Raw genomic sequence first — 15,482 nt, 5'->3', positions numbered from 1 at the left:
TGGTAGATCAGCGGTCGCAGGTCGGCGGGCATGTCGCTGCTCGGCTTGAGCATGAGGACGGCGCCCGTGATCGAGTCGCGCCACAGGACCGGGGCGGCCACGGAGTCCCAGCCGGCCATGCACTCCTGGCGGCCGACGCCGAAGCCGAGTTGCCGGATCTCCGCGAGGGAGGCGGCGAGCGCGGTGTTGTCGCGGATGACGCCGGGGCCGGCGGTCGCGGGTACTTCCTCGGCGAGGGCCTGGTCCTGGATGCTCTGGGGCAGGTGGGCCAGGATGACCCGCCCGGACGCGCCGGTGCGCAGCGACCGCGAGACGGAGACGACGTCCTCGGCGGTCATGCCGACCTCGGCGGGGTCCAGGTCGCCGAGCACGTAGTCGGTGCACAGTCTCCGGGCGCCGCCGAGCGGGCTGAGCACGTACAGCAGGGCGAGTCCGCCGGTGGCCCGGTTGAGCCGCTCAAGGAAGTGGGGGGTGGAGGCCGCATTGGGGGCGTGGGTCATGGCCTGGACGCCGGCGCGGGGGGTTGCCGTGCCGAGGCGGTAGAGGCCTCGCCCGACCTGCTCGAACACACCGTCGGTGTCGGCGACGCCGGTCTGCAGGATGCGGTGGGTGGTGGCGCGGTCCAGTCCGGCGGCGTCGGCGATCTCGCGCAAGGCGTGGACCTCACCGGGCAGCAGGGTGAAGGCCTGCTGGACGGCGTAGGCGCGAGCAGCGAGGGATGAGGCTGGTCGGCCTGCCGTCGCGGCGTGCCGGCGTTGAGTGGGCACGCTGTCGTTCACGGTGCTGGTCATGGTTGGTGGTTCCGTTTGAGGGTTGGCACGCCTACCGAGGACGCGACCACGGTTGCCGCGGTCCCGCGTGGTGCGGGCGGGCGAGGGTTTCGGAGACCGGGCCGGTCAGCTGTCCAGGTCGAGGACGCTCTTGCCGGTGGTGAGGCGGGCAGCGAGACCGTGGTGCGCCTGCCGGGCCTGGCCGAGCCGGTAACTCCGGCCGTGCAGCGGCTTGAGCCAGCCGTCCGCGACGGCACTGAACAGCGCCTTCATCGACTCGTTGAGGTGAGTGCGCGAGGGATAGAGGCTGGGAAGCCAGAAACCGGTCACAGACTTGGACCCGGCGACGAGGTCCCACGCGGGAAAGTCCGCCGGCATCGCCCGCCAGGGTGATGCCGCCCGCTACCAAGTAGCGCACTGCGTCGATCATCTGACGGTGGCAGTAGCCCTCCGGCCGCCCACCCCGGCCTTCCAGCCAGGCGGGGACGGGCATCGCGTCACGCACGACGGCCCACTCCGTGTCGCTCATGTCGGACGGGTACCTCGGTCGCCTGTACGGCCGGTCGCCGACGTTCCCGAACCGGTGAGCGAGACAGCCACACGTACGGGCTGCGGAGTTGGAGCCCGCGGGCGTGAGGGCGTACAACAGCGACAACAGGGCCTCCTGGCGCGCTCAAGGTCTCGACAACCCCGAGCTGCACCAGAGGCTCTGCCCTCATGCCCGGCGGGCGACAAAATCGCCCGACCGAGTTCCTTCAGTCGAACCCGTGTCTACCAAGACCGGTACGACAATGGCTTCTGAAAGCGCCCCGTTGGCCTGCGCATCTGCGCGGGCCAACGGGGCGTAGCGGTACGGTCACCTCGTCCGGCGCCTGCCCCTCCAACTCAGGGTCAGGCAGACGGCAAGCGCCGCGCCGGCGCCGGTGATCGCGGGGAGCTTCCACGGATCAGACGGGCCCTCGACCTCCGCAGGAGACGGGGTCGCCTGCGTCGTCTGCAGGGAGGGCGCGATCGGCTGCGTGACCGGGGGAGCGGAGGCCACTCGTAGAACGAAAAGATCAGCACCGCGGCCACGCCGCCGACGAGAAGCATGGTTCCGATGATTGATCTGTGGCCCACGGCAATGCACACCGCGTTGGCCGCGTAGAGGGCCAACATGTCGTCGAGAAGAGCCAGGCGGCAGCAGGGCGCGGCGAAGACGAGGCGGACCCCGCCGAAGACTGGCTGGGCTGACCGTCAAGGGGCCCGCCCGGACGGGAGGGGCCGAGCGGTTCGATGCAGACACGTGACATGCACCACGCTCAATTGCGGAGAGTGATCATCTGAATCTTCAGGGTGGCGTTCGTCGACCGAAGGATCCACTGCCTCCGGCGCCTGGAATGTATCCACTCAAGTCCGGCCATGCCGAGCGCATGTGACTTGATGTCACCATCAGGTAGCGGGCGGGTCCTCGCCTGGATCCTCATGCGAGGCTCGCGGTCATGGCCCGGCATCATCACGTGGCGGCCGGGCCCAACGCAGCACAGGAACAGCACGTCCTGCCGTCCGTGGCCGCCGTCCCTCCTATGATGTCCTTGTCATGATCGTATGGAAGGTGCTCGGCCCGTTCCGGGTCGAGGTCGACGGCAGCCCGGTCGACACCGGTGGTCGGCTCGCCCGTATGGTGCTGGTCCAACTGCTGCTTGCCCGTGGGGCCGTCGTGCCCACGGAGCGGATCATCGAGCGGCTGTGGCCGACGTGTGTCCCGTCGAGTGCGCAGGGATCGCTCCAGGCGTACATCGCGCGTCTGCGGCGTGTCCTCGAACCGGAACGGGCACCGCGCACGCCCGCGCGGCTGCTGGTCAGCGCGCCCTATGGCTATGCCCTCGCCGTCGAGCAGGACGCGGTGGACGCCTGGGCGTTCGAGAGCCGGGTGGCGGCGTGTTCGGAGGCAGGGTTGCCCGCCCGGGTCGCCGCCGAGGGCCTGGCCGAGGCGCTCGCCTCCTGGGGTGGGCAGCCGTACGAGGAGTTCTCCGACGAGCCGTGGACGGCCGGTGAACGCGCTCGGTTGGAGGAGGTGCATCGCACCGCCCGCGAACGGCTGGCCGCGGCTCGGCTGGGCTCCGGGCAGGTCGCGCAGGCCCTCGACGACGCAGGCACGCTGACCCGGGAGCAGCCGTTGCACGAGGAAGGCTGGCGGCTGCTGGCCCTGGCCCTGTGGGCCCGGGACCGCCAGGGGGAGGCCCTGGCCGCACTGCGCCGGGCCCGCCACGTCCTCGGCGAGGAACTCGGCGTCGAACCCGGGCCCGCGCTGCTGGAACTGGAACAGGCCCTGCTGCACCAGCGCCTGGACGTGCTCCACCGGGCGACCGGGACACCCGCCACGGCTCGGACGACCGAAGCGCCCGCCAAGGCGATGCGCGGTCCGATGGCGGCGGTCGACCGCCGGACGCCCACGGTGCTCACGCCCGGTCGGCTCCTGGGCCGTGACGAGGAGCTGTCCCGGCTCGCCGCCGCGGCTGACCGGTCCCGGGGCGGCCGGGCCCAGGTGGTCCTGGTCACCGGCGAGGCCGGCATCGGCAAGTCGAGCCTCCTGGAGGCCGCTGTCCGCCAACTGCCGTACCAGGGCTGGCTGGTCGGTACCGGGAACTGCCCGGAGACCGACGGCGCCCCGCCCGGCCGGGCCTGGTTCGACATGCTGCCGACCCTGGCGCAGGCCGCGCCACCCGGCCCGCACGCCGGTGAGCTCGCCCCGCTGCTGGCGCCGGGCACCACGAGCGACGCCGAGCAGCCGGACGGCAGCCCCGCCCGGCGCTTCCGCCTGCACCGGGCGCTGCTGGGCTGGCTCCGTGAGACGGCCGAGCGGCGACCCCTGGCGATCGTGCTGGATGACCTGCACCGGGGCGACCAGGAGAGCATCGAGCTGTTCCTGCTCTGCGCCGAGCAGTTGCGGGACGTCCCGCTGCTCCTGGTGGGCTCGTACCGCACCGGCGAGGGGGACCTGACCGGGGCGCTGGCCCGCCTGGCCGCCTGCTCGCCCGTCAGGCTGGCGATCGGCGGACTGTCGGACGCCCAGGCGAAGGAGCTGCTGCGGCGCGGTGCGGCCGGCATGAGCGAGCACGCCGCGGCGGCGCTGGCCGAACGGGCCGGGGGCAACCCCTTCTACCTGCACGAGAGTTCGCTGCTGATGGCCGGTGAGGGCGAGCAGCAGGCGCTGGCCCGCGTGCCGCAGGGGGTCCAGGACGTCCTGCGGCGGCGGCTGGCCCTGCTCGCGCCGACCGCCACGGCCGGGTTGCGGCTGGCGGCCGTGGCCGGCCGCGAGGCTGCGGTGGCCCTCCTGGTCCACGCCGCCGACTGCGATGCCGAGCAGCTCCTCGACGCCCTGGACGCGGGTGTCACCGCCGGGCTGCTCACCGAGCCCCGTCCGGGCACGGTCCGCTTCACCCACGCCCTCGTGCGGGACGCCCTGGAGGACGACCTCACCCGGCTGCGCCTGGCTCGGATGCATTCCCGCCTGGGCCGGAGCCTGATCGCGCTCGGCTCGGACGACGTCGCTGCCACGGCCCACCACCTCCTGCAGGCGGCTGCGGTGGTGACCGCCGACGCCGGGCCCGCGGTCCACCATGCCCGGCTGGCGTGCGAGCAGGCGGTGCGCCGCTACGCCCCCCGCAACGCCGAGGCCCTGCTGACATCGGCGCTCGGCCTCCTCGCCGACCATCCGGCCGCCTTCGCCGACCAGGACGCCGCCCTGTTGCGGGTGTCGCTGCTGGGACAGCTGGTGGACTGCCGGATCCGGATGGGGGCCGTGGTGCCGGCCCGCGAGGCACAGCAGCAGGCCGTCCAGGTGGCCCGTGCCGAGGGCCGGGACGACCTGCTGACCGCCGCCTACACGACGTGGACCGAACCGACACCCTGGCGCGTGCGCGCGTACGCGTCCTTCGACCCCGAGGCCGTCGAGGAGCTCGGGACGCTGTTGGAGGCCCCGGCTGCATCCGACCGGCAGCGGTGCCTGCTCCTCGATCAGCTGGCCGACGCGCTCGACGACATCGACCCCAGCGCCGTGGCCGTCTCCCGCGAGGCCGTGGAACTCGCCCGCAGGGTGGGCGAGCCCCGGCTGCGGGGCCTGACGCTCACCTCGCTGCTGCGCCGGGTCGACTGCGAACTCGAACCCGCCGCCTACTTGGAGCTCCACCGGGAACTGGCCGAGGTGGCCGCCTCCCAGGACAGCCCCGAGTACGCCTGGATGACGTCCTACACCGCCGCCCGGATCGCCGCCGCCCGCAACGACCCGGCCGAGATGGAGCGGTGCCTGGTCCAGGCGGACGGGATCGCCCGTACCTACGAGCTCCAGGGCGCGTTCGCGGTGGCGAGGCTGCGCGATCCCATGCTCGCCATGGCCCGGGGTCGTTTCGAGGAGGCGGAGCAGGCGTTGGGGGCGGGGGTGGCGGAGCTGCGCGCCCGGGGAGCGGTGGACCTCAACGGGCTGGCGGCGCTGGCCGTCGGGTGCATCCGGCTGCAGCAGGGCCGGCTGGCCGAGGTGCTGCCGATGCTGCTCGCGGTGTGGGAGCAGTACCAGCCGGTCAACGAGGCCCTCACCGCTCTCGCGCTGCTGGCCGCCGGCAGGCCCGACGAGGCCCGGGAGGTGTTCGGCCGGCGCGCGCCGCTCCGGCGTGACTTCGCCTTCTCCGTCCTGACCGGGCTGCGCGGCGCGGCCGCCATCGCCCTGGGCGACCGGGCGGCGGCCGCCGAGGTGTACCGGGACCTGCTTCCCCTGGAGGCCTTCGCGGGCGGGGCGAGCAGCCTCAGCATCGTCTTCAGGCCCGTCGCGCAGACCCTGGGCGACCTCGCCCGGTTCCTGGACCGCCCCGACCGGGCCCGGTGCCACTACCTCGAAGCCGCACGGGTGGCGGCCGCCTGGGACTCCCCCCTGTGGGCGGGCGCCGCACGGACGGCCTTGGACGGGCTGCCGCCGACACCCGCGTAGCGGCACTGTCACGCAAGGGGCGGCGGGGGCCGCGAATCGCCCACGTACGTCCAGTACGAGGACGGTCCGGCGGCATGCCCCGCCGGGCGCCCGACGCCACGCGCTGATGTGAGGCGAATGGTCAGACAAGCCTTAGGGCCGGGCGAGATGGGGACGGCTCGGTCAGTTCGGCCATGAAGGCCGCGGCCAGGTCGAGGAACTCCTCGGGCGAATCGGTCGTCAGCTGCAGGTCCACCAGCACCTCGTCCGTCGCCGACCCGCACATCACCCTGAGGTGGTCGCAGATCTGGCGCACCGTCCCACGGTGGTGGATCTCCGAGGGATCCGCCTCCACCGTGGTGACTTCGGGGTTCACCCGGAACACCCGGCGCAGTCCCGCCGGGTCCCGCCCCGCCCGCTCGGCGGCCTCGACGGCGACCGCCCAGAGACCGCCGAGGTAGGGCAGCGGCATCGAGGCCGCGAGCCAGCCGTCCGCCCGTCTGCCGACCCGCTCCAGGGCCGGCGGGGTGAAGCCGCCCAGCAGGACCGGAGGCCTCGGGCCCTGCAGGGGTTTGGGGAGCACGGTCGACTCGGGGATCGTCCACAGCCGGCCGGTGTGGACGACCGGATCACCGCGCCACACGGCGTCCAGGACATCGAGGGTCTCCTCCAGCCGGGCGCCGCGGCCCTGCCAGGGCACCCCGGCGGCCTGGTACTCCTCACGCATCCAGCCCAGCCCGATGCCCACCTCCAGCCGCCCTCGGCTGATCAGGTCGAGGGTCGTCAGCGCCCGGGCGAGCACCAGGGGCGGCTGCCACAGGGCGTTGAGCGTGCTGCTGCCCAGCCGCACCCGTTCCGTGACCGAGGCCGCCAGGCCCAGGGCGAGCAGCGGGTCGAGGTGGGTGCCGTACCGGACGGGCATCGGCCCCCCGCCGGCGTAGCCGTCGGGGGGCGTGAGCGGCGCCAGCAGCCGGTCGGCCACCCAGAGGCTGTGGCAGCCGAGTGCTTCCAGCGCAGTGCACATCGCGGCGCTGCGGTCGGGGTCGGCGAACGGGCCGAACTGGGGGACGGAAAATCCGATGCGCATCGGTGGGAGTTCCTCGGTCGGGACGGCGGGGGTGGGACGGGAAGGGGCGGGGCGTCGGCGGCGAGGCTCGGGGCCGGTCGCCGGACGGGGACGGCCCATCAGGCGGTGGTGCGCCGGCCGCGGATCCGGTCGGTCTCGCGGCGGTACTGCCGCTGCCCGAAGAGCCGCCACAGCACCCGGGCCGGAAGGGGCAGCCGGGCGAAGAACTCCCGGCGCTCCTCGGGCGAGCTGTCCTCCACGATGGCGCCCAGGGCGATCATCAGCCGGTTCTTGGGCGTCTCGGCGAGGCCCCGCTCCCCCACCGCCTGCCACTGCTTCTCGTTCACGTGGAGCGCGACCAGCGGCATGACCTCCCGCTCCTCCTCGTCGAGATGGGCGCACAGCTGCCGGTGGTGCCGGTGCAGGGCCGCGGCGAGCTCGTCACGGTCCTCGGCCAGGGCACGGGACTCCCACCGGTCCACGAGCCCCCGGACCTCCGCGATCCCGTCGCTGAGCTCGTGGTGCTGCGCCTCCATCGCCAGGACCTGCTCGGCGTCGAGGTCCAGGTGGGGCAGCAACACCGGCCAGAGCATCTCGTCCTCGCCGGTGTGGTGGGCGTGCAGGCCGACGGAGTACTGCCGCCAGTGCTCGGCGAGGATCCGGGAACGCCCGGTGTCGCCGGGGCGCACCTCCTGGACGAGTTCGGCCAGCAGGCGCGACTCGCGGCGGAACACCTGGTGGATCATCGCCATTTCGCGGGTGTAGTGGTGGACGGTGGCATCGGAGGAGTTGCTCGAAGTCATGACACCCAGTCTTCGGAGCCCGGTTGCAGGGCACTTGCACCCGACTTGCCGCGCTGCACCGGTCGCCGCAGCCCGCCGCGCTGACAGGACCGCGGATGGGCCGTCGGGCGCGGCGAGGTGGCTACTGTGAGAAGCGATTCCCAAAGCGGACGGGGACAGGAGGTTCCTGGGCATCGAGCTGTCTCCGCACGATGCCGACGTTGCCGAGCAGGGGCTCCGAGCAGAGCTGACCCAGGACGGATTCCTCCTTGCCGGACCCCGGAGGCGTGATCATGAGAATCACGTACGGGCTGGCAGGCCGCAGCCGCCCTTCCGTATCCCCCAAGCCTGCGCGATCAGCGGCACCGCCCTTCCCACGTCCGCCGACGAGGCGATCCGAACCTCCAGGCCGCCCGTCCCCAGATGACCGAACCCGTGCGGGGAGCAACGCGGCGGCGTCGGCGGCCGTGTGGCCGGATGGGGAGCATCCCCGCGCGAGCGGGGATGCTCCCAGCTGGTCGTACGCCACCAGCTACACGGTGTCCTGCTCCCCGCCGGGCCGGCAGGGGTTGACCTTTTGCTCGCTTTCCTGGCGGATCGTCAGCCGGGTGGTCCGGATCTCTCGGGATCGCTTGACCGCCACGCACCGGACGCGCGGCGACTCAGGAGGCCGGCTTGCCGTCCTGCCCGCGGGCTCGCCGCCGCGTGGCCCGGGGGGTCAGTGCAGGGTGATCCCGGCGGGCAGTTGGAAGCGCGGGTCGCTCTGTCCCCGGCTCAGGAGTTGTCGGAACAGGGTGCCGGGTTGAGCCCACAGGACGGCGGTGACGTGCGGGTTCGCCATGAGTATCGGGCATTCCACGCGCTGCCAGGTGTTCCCCTTCCGTACGGCGTCGCCGAAGACGATCCGGATCTCGCCCCGGGCGGCCTCGGAGAATCCCACCGAAGCGTTTCGCCAGAAGGCCGCGGCCCTCTCGGAGTAGTCGGAGTAGTACGGGGTCGGAAGGCTGAGCTCTTCGATCAGCATCATCATCGTCCGACCGCCGTGCTTCCCGGCTGTGGCCTTCGCCGAATCTTCGACCGGCTTCCCCCGGTAGGTGCCGCAGTAGTACCAAAGGGCGGTGGGACCGGCGCTCTTCGTGGCGTTGCGCATCTGTTCCCTCGTCACCCACCTGGACATGTCGTCCGTCTGACCGGGCAGAACGACGCCGCCGCCGTTGGTCGGCCTCCCGTCCACGTAGGGAACCCACTCTCCGAGCAACTCGGCCCTGATGGTCTCGGCGGGGCCTGGGCGGGGTGTCGGGGGCGGGCCGAGCAACATCCGGGGTCCTCTCTGGGGCTGCGCGCGGGAGGCCGAACCACCCGCGCTGCGGGGGCCGTCGGGTCGGGAGCATAGGCGGGAAGGACGCCGTCGACGCGGCGCCGAACGCCGGCGGCACCGCACTCGGCCGCCGCCGCGCCCACGCTTGCACGGATGCGTGCCACAACTGCGCCGGTATACGGCGCCGGTCGGCCCGCAGTGCCATGCCGTCGCTCGCCAGGACTGCGGAGCGGATCGATGGAACGTTCCCGTTCGCGCCGTGCACGCTTTCGGGGAAAGGGCCGGGAACTCTTGTGACCCCTGGTCCGGGGCCCATAGCTTCGAAGCGTCTCACCGAGTCAAAAAGCATGGCGATGGGGCCGGTCGATTCCCCCGAACCCCCGAACGGCTTCCATCGGAATTCACCCGGAAATCCCGGAAATCCCGGAAATCCTTGGAGGAATCATGAGCGACACCCAGAACACCACCCCGGAGACCGCCGCCGAGTTCGAGGCCGAGATCGGCGACGAGGACCTGGAGACCATCTCGGGTGGCCTTGAGACCATCTGACGTCCGCTCCTCGGCCGGGTGCCGGCGACTTCCGTCGGCACCCGGCCGGTCGTCCGTACGGAGGAACGCGTTGAACCTGCCAAGCGATCTGGCGCACGAATTCGAGCGGCTGCGCGAGCGCATCACGCGCAAGACGTCGTCCCGCTGGTTCCTGGAGAAGCGCCGGGAGATCGAGAGCCTGGCGCCGTACGACCCGGACCGGGGACGCGAACGCCTCGACCACCTGCTGGCCACCGCCGTGGAACGGGCACCGTACTACGCCGCCCTGCGCGCCCACGAGCAGCCGGGCCTGCGCGACTTCCCGCGGATCCGCAAGAACGACCTGCGCGAGCACTTCCTCGACTTCGTCACCCGCGACGCGACCGGCCGGATGGCCCCCGGCGCGTTCTTCCTGTCCCAGACCAGCGGCAGCACCGGACAGCCCGTCACCCTGCTGTCCACCGCGGAGACCGGCGGACTGCTGAACAACGTCATCCGGGAGCGGTTCAGCGCCTTCCTCGGCCTGCCGGACAGCGGCACCGTGCTCAACATGGGGCTGCTGTTCCCCGGTACCCCGTTGTTCGAACCGGTGATGCTGCCCCGCCCCTACGTCAAGTGCAACCTGCGGGGATACGACCCCGACGATCCCGGCATCGTCGCCGACTACGAGGCCGTGGTGGGCCGCTTTCCGGCCGACCAGATCACCGGGTCCTCCCACCGCGTCATCACCCTCGCCCGGTACTGCCTGGAACGCGGAATCGCCCTGCGCCCGCACGGTGTCGTCGCCACGTACGAGCACATGCCCGACAGCGGCCGCCGCCTGGTGGAGGAAGCCTTCGACTGCCCGGTGACCATGCTGTACGCGACCGCGGAGACCGGCTACGCGGCCTTCGAGTGCGGGCAGGGGCGCCTGCACTTCCAGGACGACTTCGTCCTGCCGGAGATCGAGGCCGCGGACGGCCGGGAGGTGGGCGAGATCGTCCTGACCTCCCTGGTGTCCACGCCCATGCCGATCATCCGCTACGTCACGGGCGACCTCGCCCCCCGCCCGGTCGAGTGTGGCTGCGGCCTGCCCGGCACCGTCACCGAAGGACTCGTGGGCCGCACCCGCAGCAGCCTGGTCGGCGAGGACGGAGCCGTCTACTCGCCGTACTCGCTGCTCGCCGCGCTCGCCGCCGCCGGTCTCCCGGACTACCAGGTCGTCCAGAACGCACCGGGCACGCTCGACCTCGTCACCGCCGGCCCTGCGGAACCGGCCGCCGCCTGCGTCCGCGACCTCAACACCCTCCTCGCCGCCTACTTCGGCGCCGGGCAGGGCTTCCGGCTGCGCCACCGTCCGGACCAGGACTTCCAGTTCACCGCGAGCGGCAAGCGCAACCCCGTGGTCCAGCACCTGGCCCTCCCGGACATCCCCGAACGCTCGGCCTACCTGTGACGGTACGCCCGGGCCCCGGGGGGCGAGGTTCGGATCGTCTTCGGTGACACCGTCAGGAGACAGGGCAACTGGCACCGCGTGGAGTGCCCCGGGCTCCTGGCCAATCCCCGCGTCACCACCGTCCTCTGGGCCCGGCCCGGCACCCTCTTCCAGCCACTGCCGGACACCTGGCGCACGGATCCGCGCCACCGCGTGCCTGCCGGCGTCACCCTCCAGTAGGGCGCACGGTTCTCGGGAACGCACCGTCCCCTTGAGTGACCCCGGGAGTGGGGCGCTCAAGGGGACGGAGCTGTAGGGGCCCGGATCCCGTTGGGCCGGATCCCGTTGAGGCCCGGGGGAGGAGCAGAGGGCCGCTCGCGGCGTCGTGCCCGCGACCCCGTCGCCGAGGTCGCGGACACGGGCGCTCACACGTACGGCGGGTAGGTCGGCTGCCCCCCGTCGCCCGCGCCGATGGCGTCCAGGTCTCCTTCGCTGATCTCCTCGTTGACTTCCGCACTCGCCACCACGGTGGTGTCGTCGGCGTCGGTGGTGCGGGAGATGTCGTCCTTCATGGTGGTGAACTCCTCTGGTGATGTTTCTCGTGGGATCTCGTGGATTGAGCTCGTGGATGGTTCTCGTGGATCTGGCAGTGGTCAACTGACAGTGATGGGAACCTCGTTGTAGCCGATGACCTGGGCTTTCGCCCCCGAGGCGGCGGTCGGGACGTACGTCAGGAACGTCTCCAGCCGACTGATGGTGAACCGGCCCGCCGTCGCTCCCTCGGGCTTTCCCAACAGCGCGGCGTCACGGCTCTTCGGGGCCAGGGAGACGGTGCCGTCGGCCTTGGCCGGGGTCAGCGTGTCGGTGATGACGTCGGAGGTGAACGCGAGCACGCCGCCGTCCTCGGTCCGCAGGGCGAAGGTCTTGGGGAGCGTCCGACTCAGCGTCCTGGTCAGGGTCGTGCCGCGACCGCTCAGGGCCTTCACGCCGACGGTGTAACCGTTGGAGAGGTTGTCGTCCAGCGGAGCGCTGTAGGAGAACTTGTCCTTGCCGGTGAGGTTCTGCTGGTAGTGGGCGAGGATGTCGGCTGCCAGGGAGTCCGGAGGCGTCAGGAGGCCGTCCGGGCTCGTGACGGCGGAGGCGGCGCCCGCACCGTTGACGGCGACCTTGGGCACCGGCCCGGTGACGTTGAGCGAGTACGCGGGCAGGTAGGACGCTCCGGGGGCTTCCTGCACGAAGACCCGGTAGGTGGGACCGGGGAAGGGCACGCCTCCCTGCGCCCGGCTGGACACGGCGAGGAACCAGTGGGGGAAGGCCGCGCCCGAGGTGGCGTAGACGGTGATGGCCTGGTCACTGATGGGAGCGACCGGCTGGTTCAGCTCCTTGCTGATGCGCATCCAGGCGACGTCCGCACTGAGCAGCGGCTCGGTCTCGATGCCGGCCAGACCCGCGCCGTCCAGGGCCTCGTTGACCCGGTTGTTCGCGGCGTCGTAGCTGCTGACCGCGGCGGACGCGTCCGCCTGGGAGACGACCGCCTCCGCGGCCGTCGCGTGTGCGCCCGTGTCGCCGCTGCGGACCGTGCCGCAGCCGGCCGTGCCGCCGAGACCCAGTAGGAAGGTTGCCGCGGCGGCCTGCAGACGGAGGCCTCTCTTCTTGCGGTTCATGCCATCGCTCCTTCTGATTCGTGCATCTGCCTGCGCACCAGCTGGTGAAAGAGGCTCGTGGAGTCGCGGAGCAGTTCGGACGGCGGTCCGCACTCGGCGACCCGGCCCTCGGCGAGTACGACGACCTTGTCGGCGTCGAGGACGGTCGAGAGCCGGTGCGCGATGACGACCCGGGTCGCGTTCAAGCGCTGTGTGCTCTCCGTGACGATCCGCTGGGTCTCGTTGTCCAGCGCGCTGGTGGCCTCGTCGAAGAAGAGGATCCTGGGCCGGCGGATCAGGGCGTGCGCGATGGCGAGGCGCTGGCGCTGGCCGCCGGAGAAGGTCCCGCTGTCGCTCACCAACGTGTGCATCCCCATCGGCATGGCGCGGATGTCCGCGGCGATGCCCGCCAGTTCGGCGGCGGCCCACGCGTCGTCGTGGCTGTAGTTGAGGGTGCCGGTGATGGCCTGGAAGACGGTGCCGGCGAACGGCTTGGTCTGCTGCAGGACGACGCCGCACTGCCTGCGCACCGCAGTGCTGTCCAGCGTGGCCAGGTCCTGGCCGTCGTACAGGACGTTGCCGCTGGTGGGATGCTCGAAGCCCAGCAGCAGCCGCAGCAGGGTGGACTTGCCGCACCCGCTGGGGCCGACGACCGCCACGAACTCGCCCGGCCGCATGCTCAGGGAGACGTTGTCGAGCACCGGTGGACTGTTCTCGTCGTAGCGGAACGTCACCCGGTTCACCTCGATCTCCCCCGTCAGTTCACCCGGCACCGTGTGCGCTTCCGAGGCCTCCGGCAACTCGGCGAGCAGTGGCTTCATGCGTTTGAACATGGGGATCACCGCGAAGGCCGACGAGAGGGAGTTGGTCACCTGGATGACTGCCGCGAGGACGATGCCCAGGGCCGCGTTGAACGACAGGAACCGGGTCATCGACAGCGTCCCGCGGGCCGGCCCGCTGATGACCGCGAAGGTGAGCAGCACGCAGATGAGCGGATAGACGGCGTTGAACGTGGCTGCCGCGTTCTGGTACCTGCCGATGCGCTTCTGGAGCTCCTTCTGTTGCGCGAACTCGTTGGCCCAGGCCGCGAAGGCGCGGTTCTCGGCGCCCGCCACCCGCAGTTTGGGGAGACCTCGGAGCCTCTGGTACACCCGGTTCGCGAGCTTGTGCTCCAGATCCAGCGACTGGGTCTGCCACTTCATCTGCCGCGCACCCAGCACGACGAAGAACACCACGCCGACCAGCACGTACAGCCCTGTCAGCAGGGCCAGCGGCACACTGAACCAGAACATCACGGCGAAGTTCACCACCGCGACCACGCTGGAGTAGAGCACCACGTAGCTCACGTTCGTCAGCACCGTGCGGATGTTCTTCACCCCCAGTGCCGCACTGGCCAGTTCACCCGTGGAGTACCGGCGGAAGAACGGCGCCGGCAGGCGCAGCAGCCGGTCCCAGACGGCGGCCTGCAGGTTGGCCTCGAAGCGACCCCCGACGCGCAGCAGCGCCAGGTTCTCCAGCACCGCGAAGACCGCCGACGCGAGGGCGGCCACCAGGGTCAGGGCGGACACCTGCACGATGAGGTTCGTCTCGGCGTACGGGACGAGCGTGCCCAGGATCAGCCCGGTGCTGATGGGCACCGTGGTGCTGACGGCGACCGCGACCAGCGTGAACGCGATCAGGTTGCGGATGTCCCGCCCGCTGCCCTTCAGGCCGAACAGGATCAGCCGTCCCGTGCCGACCGGCCGCTCGGGCAGGGGCGGGTAGAACAGCACCCCCGTGTCGTCGAACTCCGCCGCCGTCCGATCCCGCACCGGGCTCCGCTCGCCGGTGACGGGATCCCAGGCCACGTACCGTCCGCGCCGCCAGACGAACGCCACCGGCTTGCCGGAGTCGCAGCGGCGCCCGACGAACGGCCCGATGTTGGTGCGCCACCAGCGCACGTCCAGGTCCACCGCGCGGATGCGGAAGCGCGAGCGCACCGCGATCGCCTCGATCGGGCCCATCTTGCCGCCGGCCGCGGAGCCGCGCGCCGGCAGGACGGGGATGCCCAGTTCGTCGGCCACGATCCGGCAGGCCGCCTCGGTGGCGTCCTCGCTGTGGACGGGGCCGCTGCGCGAGACGTGCTCGGCCGGCTGGAGTACCGCCTGGAGGACCCGGTCGGCCTTGTCGGTCAGCGTGTCCTCCATCTCGCGCACGGCCCGGATCCGGGACTCGGCCCGCTCCCCCTCGGCGGCGATGACCCGGTCGGCCATCCGCAGCAGGCGCTCGTTCACCTCGGCCAGGCGCTCCCACAACCGGCCGTCGGCCAGCAGGTCACCGGTCGAGCAGGTCGTGAACGAGGCCGAGGGCCCGCCGTGGACGGTGCTGCTCTCGGTGACCACGAACATGTCGCCGCGGGAGAGCCACTCGCCGCTGTCGGGCGTTCCGACCCGCAGCCGACCGGCGAGGACCTCCACCCAGACCAGTCCCTCGGCCGAGCGTCCTGGTTCCCCTTCCGCCAGTTCGCCCCGGCTTCCGGCGGTCAGGAGCACTTGTTCCCCGCAGGCCGACTTCTCCGCGACGAAGCCGAGAAGGCCGTCGAGCCCCGCGTCGATCCCCCGGGCGAGGGCTGCAAGCCGACCGGACGACTCGCCGGTGTCCCCGGAGCCGACGTCGGCGCGCAGGAGTCCTGCCACGTCCGCGGCGTCCACGCGCAGGACACGGGAGCCGAGGACGGCTCGCAGGACCGGGACGCCGGCGGGGCCCGACGGCGGCGCGGCGATGACGGCACCCGGGGTGAAACGGCTGACGTAGTGCCACGGGCCGCCCTCGGCGACCTCCATGACGAACATGTCGACGGCTCCGTCGGTCACCACCCACAGCGCGTCCCCGTCCGTCAACCGGACGTGTCCCTCGCCGAAGGAGACCTCGGTGCCGGTCCCGGCGGGCGGTCGCCAGGCCGCCACGGCCACGTCGGCCTGGGCGGTCCAGGCCGCCGCCACGGGCGGCCGGTCGGACCCGGAGGATGTCGTCCTCATGC

The 15,482-nt window shown here is 71.9% G+C and carries 10 protein-coding genes and 1 pseudogene; 3 read left to right on the top strand and 8 right to left on the bottom strand.

The window, feature by feature from the left end; translation table 11 throughout:
* The coding region (locus C2142_RS33785; protein WP_194235832.1) for an IclR family transcriptional regulator C-terminal domain-containing protein at positions 1–791 on the bottom strand (791 nt) is incomplete at its 3' end.
* Positions 792–896: 105 nt separating this feature from the next.
* Positions 897–1,148: a zinc-binding dehydrogenase gene (locus tag C2142_RS33780; RefSeq protein WP_148646600.1), complete on the bottom strand. Its 252-nt coding sequence runs from the start codon at positions 1,146–1,148 to the stop codon at positions 897–899.
* 1,201 nt (positions 1,149–2,349) lie between these two features.
* Here C2142_RS33780 and C2142_RS33775 point away from each other — a divergent pair.
* Positions 2,350–5,733 (top strand): BTAD domain-containing putative transcriptional regulator, encoded by a 3,384-nt coding sequence (locus C2142_RS33775; RefSeq protein ID WP_148646599.1) that lies wholly within the window; start codon positions 2,350–2,352, stop codon positions 5,731–5,733.
* Between the two features lie 121 nt (positions 5,734–5,854).
* Here the strand turns inward: C2142_RS33775 and C2142_RS33770 are convergent, their stop codons facing one another.
* Positions 5,855–6,799, bottom strand: a complete 945-nt coding sequence (locus tag C2142_RS33770; RefSeq protein ID WP_148646598.1) for a TIGR03619 family F420-dependent LLM class oxidoreductase — start codon at positions 6,797–6,799, stop codon at positions 5,855–5,857.
* A 98-nt stretch (positions 6,800–6,897) separates the two neighbouring features.
* Positions 6,898–7,581, bottom strand: a complete 684-nt coding sequence (locus tag C2142_RS33765; RefSeq protein WP_162002619.1) for a hemerythrin domain-containing protein — start codon at positions 7,579–7,581, stop codon at positions 6,898–6,900.
* A 157-nt stretch (positions 7,582–7,738) separates the two neighbouring features.
* Here C2142_RS33765 and C2142_RS40790 point away from each other — a divergent pair.
* Positions 7,739–7,840, top strand: a pseudogene (locus C2142_RS40790) (site-specific DNA-methyltransferase); the annotation flags it as partial.
* A 438-nt stretch (positions 7,841–8,278) separates the two neighbouring features.
* Here the strand turns inward: C2142_RS40790 and C2142_RS33760 are convergent.
* Positions 8,279–8,710 (bottom strand): hypothetical protein, encoded by a 432-nt coding sequence (locus tag C2142_RS33760; protein ID WP_148646596.1) that lies wholly within the window; start codon positions 8,708–8,710, stop codon positions 8,279–8,281.
* Positions 8,711–9,497: 787 nt separating this feature from the next.
* Between C2142_RS33760 and C2142_RS33755 the strand changes: the two genes are divergently transcribed.
* On the top strand, positions 9,498–10,841 hold the full coding sequence (locus tag C2142_RS33755) for a hypothetical protein (protein ID WP_148646595.1): 1,344 nt from the start codon (positions 9,498–9,500) through the stop codon (positions 10,839–10,841).
* Positions 10,842–11,245: 404 nt separating this feature from the next.
* Here C2142_RS33755 and C2142_RS33750 read toward each other — a convergent pair whose 3' ends face one another.
* The 3 genes from C2142_RS33750 to C2142_RS33740 form a co-directional block, all read right to left on the bottom strand.
* Positions 11,246–11,392: a hypothetical protein gene (locus C2142_RS33750; protein ID WP_153882841.1), complete on the bottom strand. Its 147-nt coding sequence runs from the start codon at positions 11,390–11,392 to the stop codon at positions 11,246–11,248.
* A gap of 81 nt (positions 11,393–11,473) precedes the next feature.
* A complete protein-coding gene (locus C2142_RS33745) occupies positions 11,474–12,484 on the bottom strand; it encodes a hypothetical protein (RefSeq protein ID WP_148646594.1) in 1,011 nt (336 codons plus the stop codon).
* Complete coding sequence (locus C2142_RS33740; RefSeq protein ID WP_148646593.1) at positions 12,481–15,480, bottom strand: NHLP bacteriocin export ABC transporter permease/ATPase subunit; 3,000 nt, start codon at positions 15,478–15,480, stop codon at positions 12,481–12,483. The genes C2142_RS33745 and C2142_RS33740 overlap by 4 nt, the downstream gene beginning before the upstream one ends.
* Between the last annotated feature and the right edge of the window lie 2 nt (positions 15,481–15,482).

The sequence above is a fragment of the Streptomyces sp. CB01881 genome (assembly GCF_002953255.1).
Taxonomy (GTDB): domain Bacteria; phylum Actinomycetota; class Actinomycetes; order Streptomycetales; family Streptomycetaceae; genus Kitasatospora.
The sequence above is the reverse complement of the archived record's forward strand: the minus strand, read 5'-3'. Positions and strand labels throughout refer to the sequence as shown.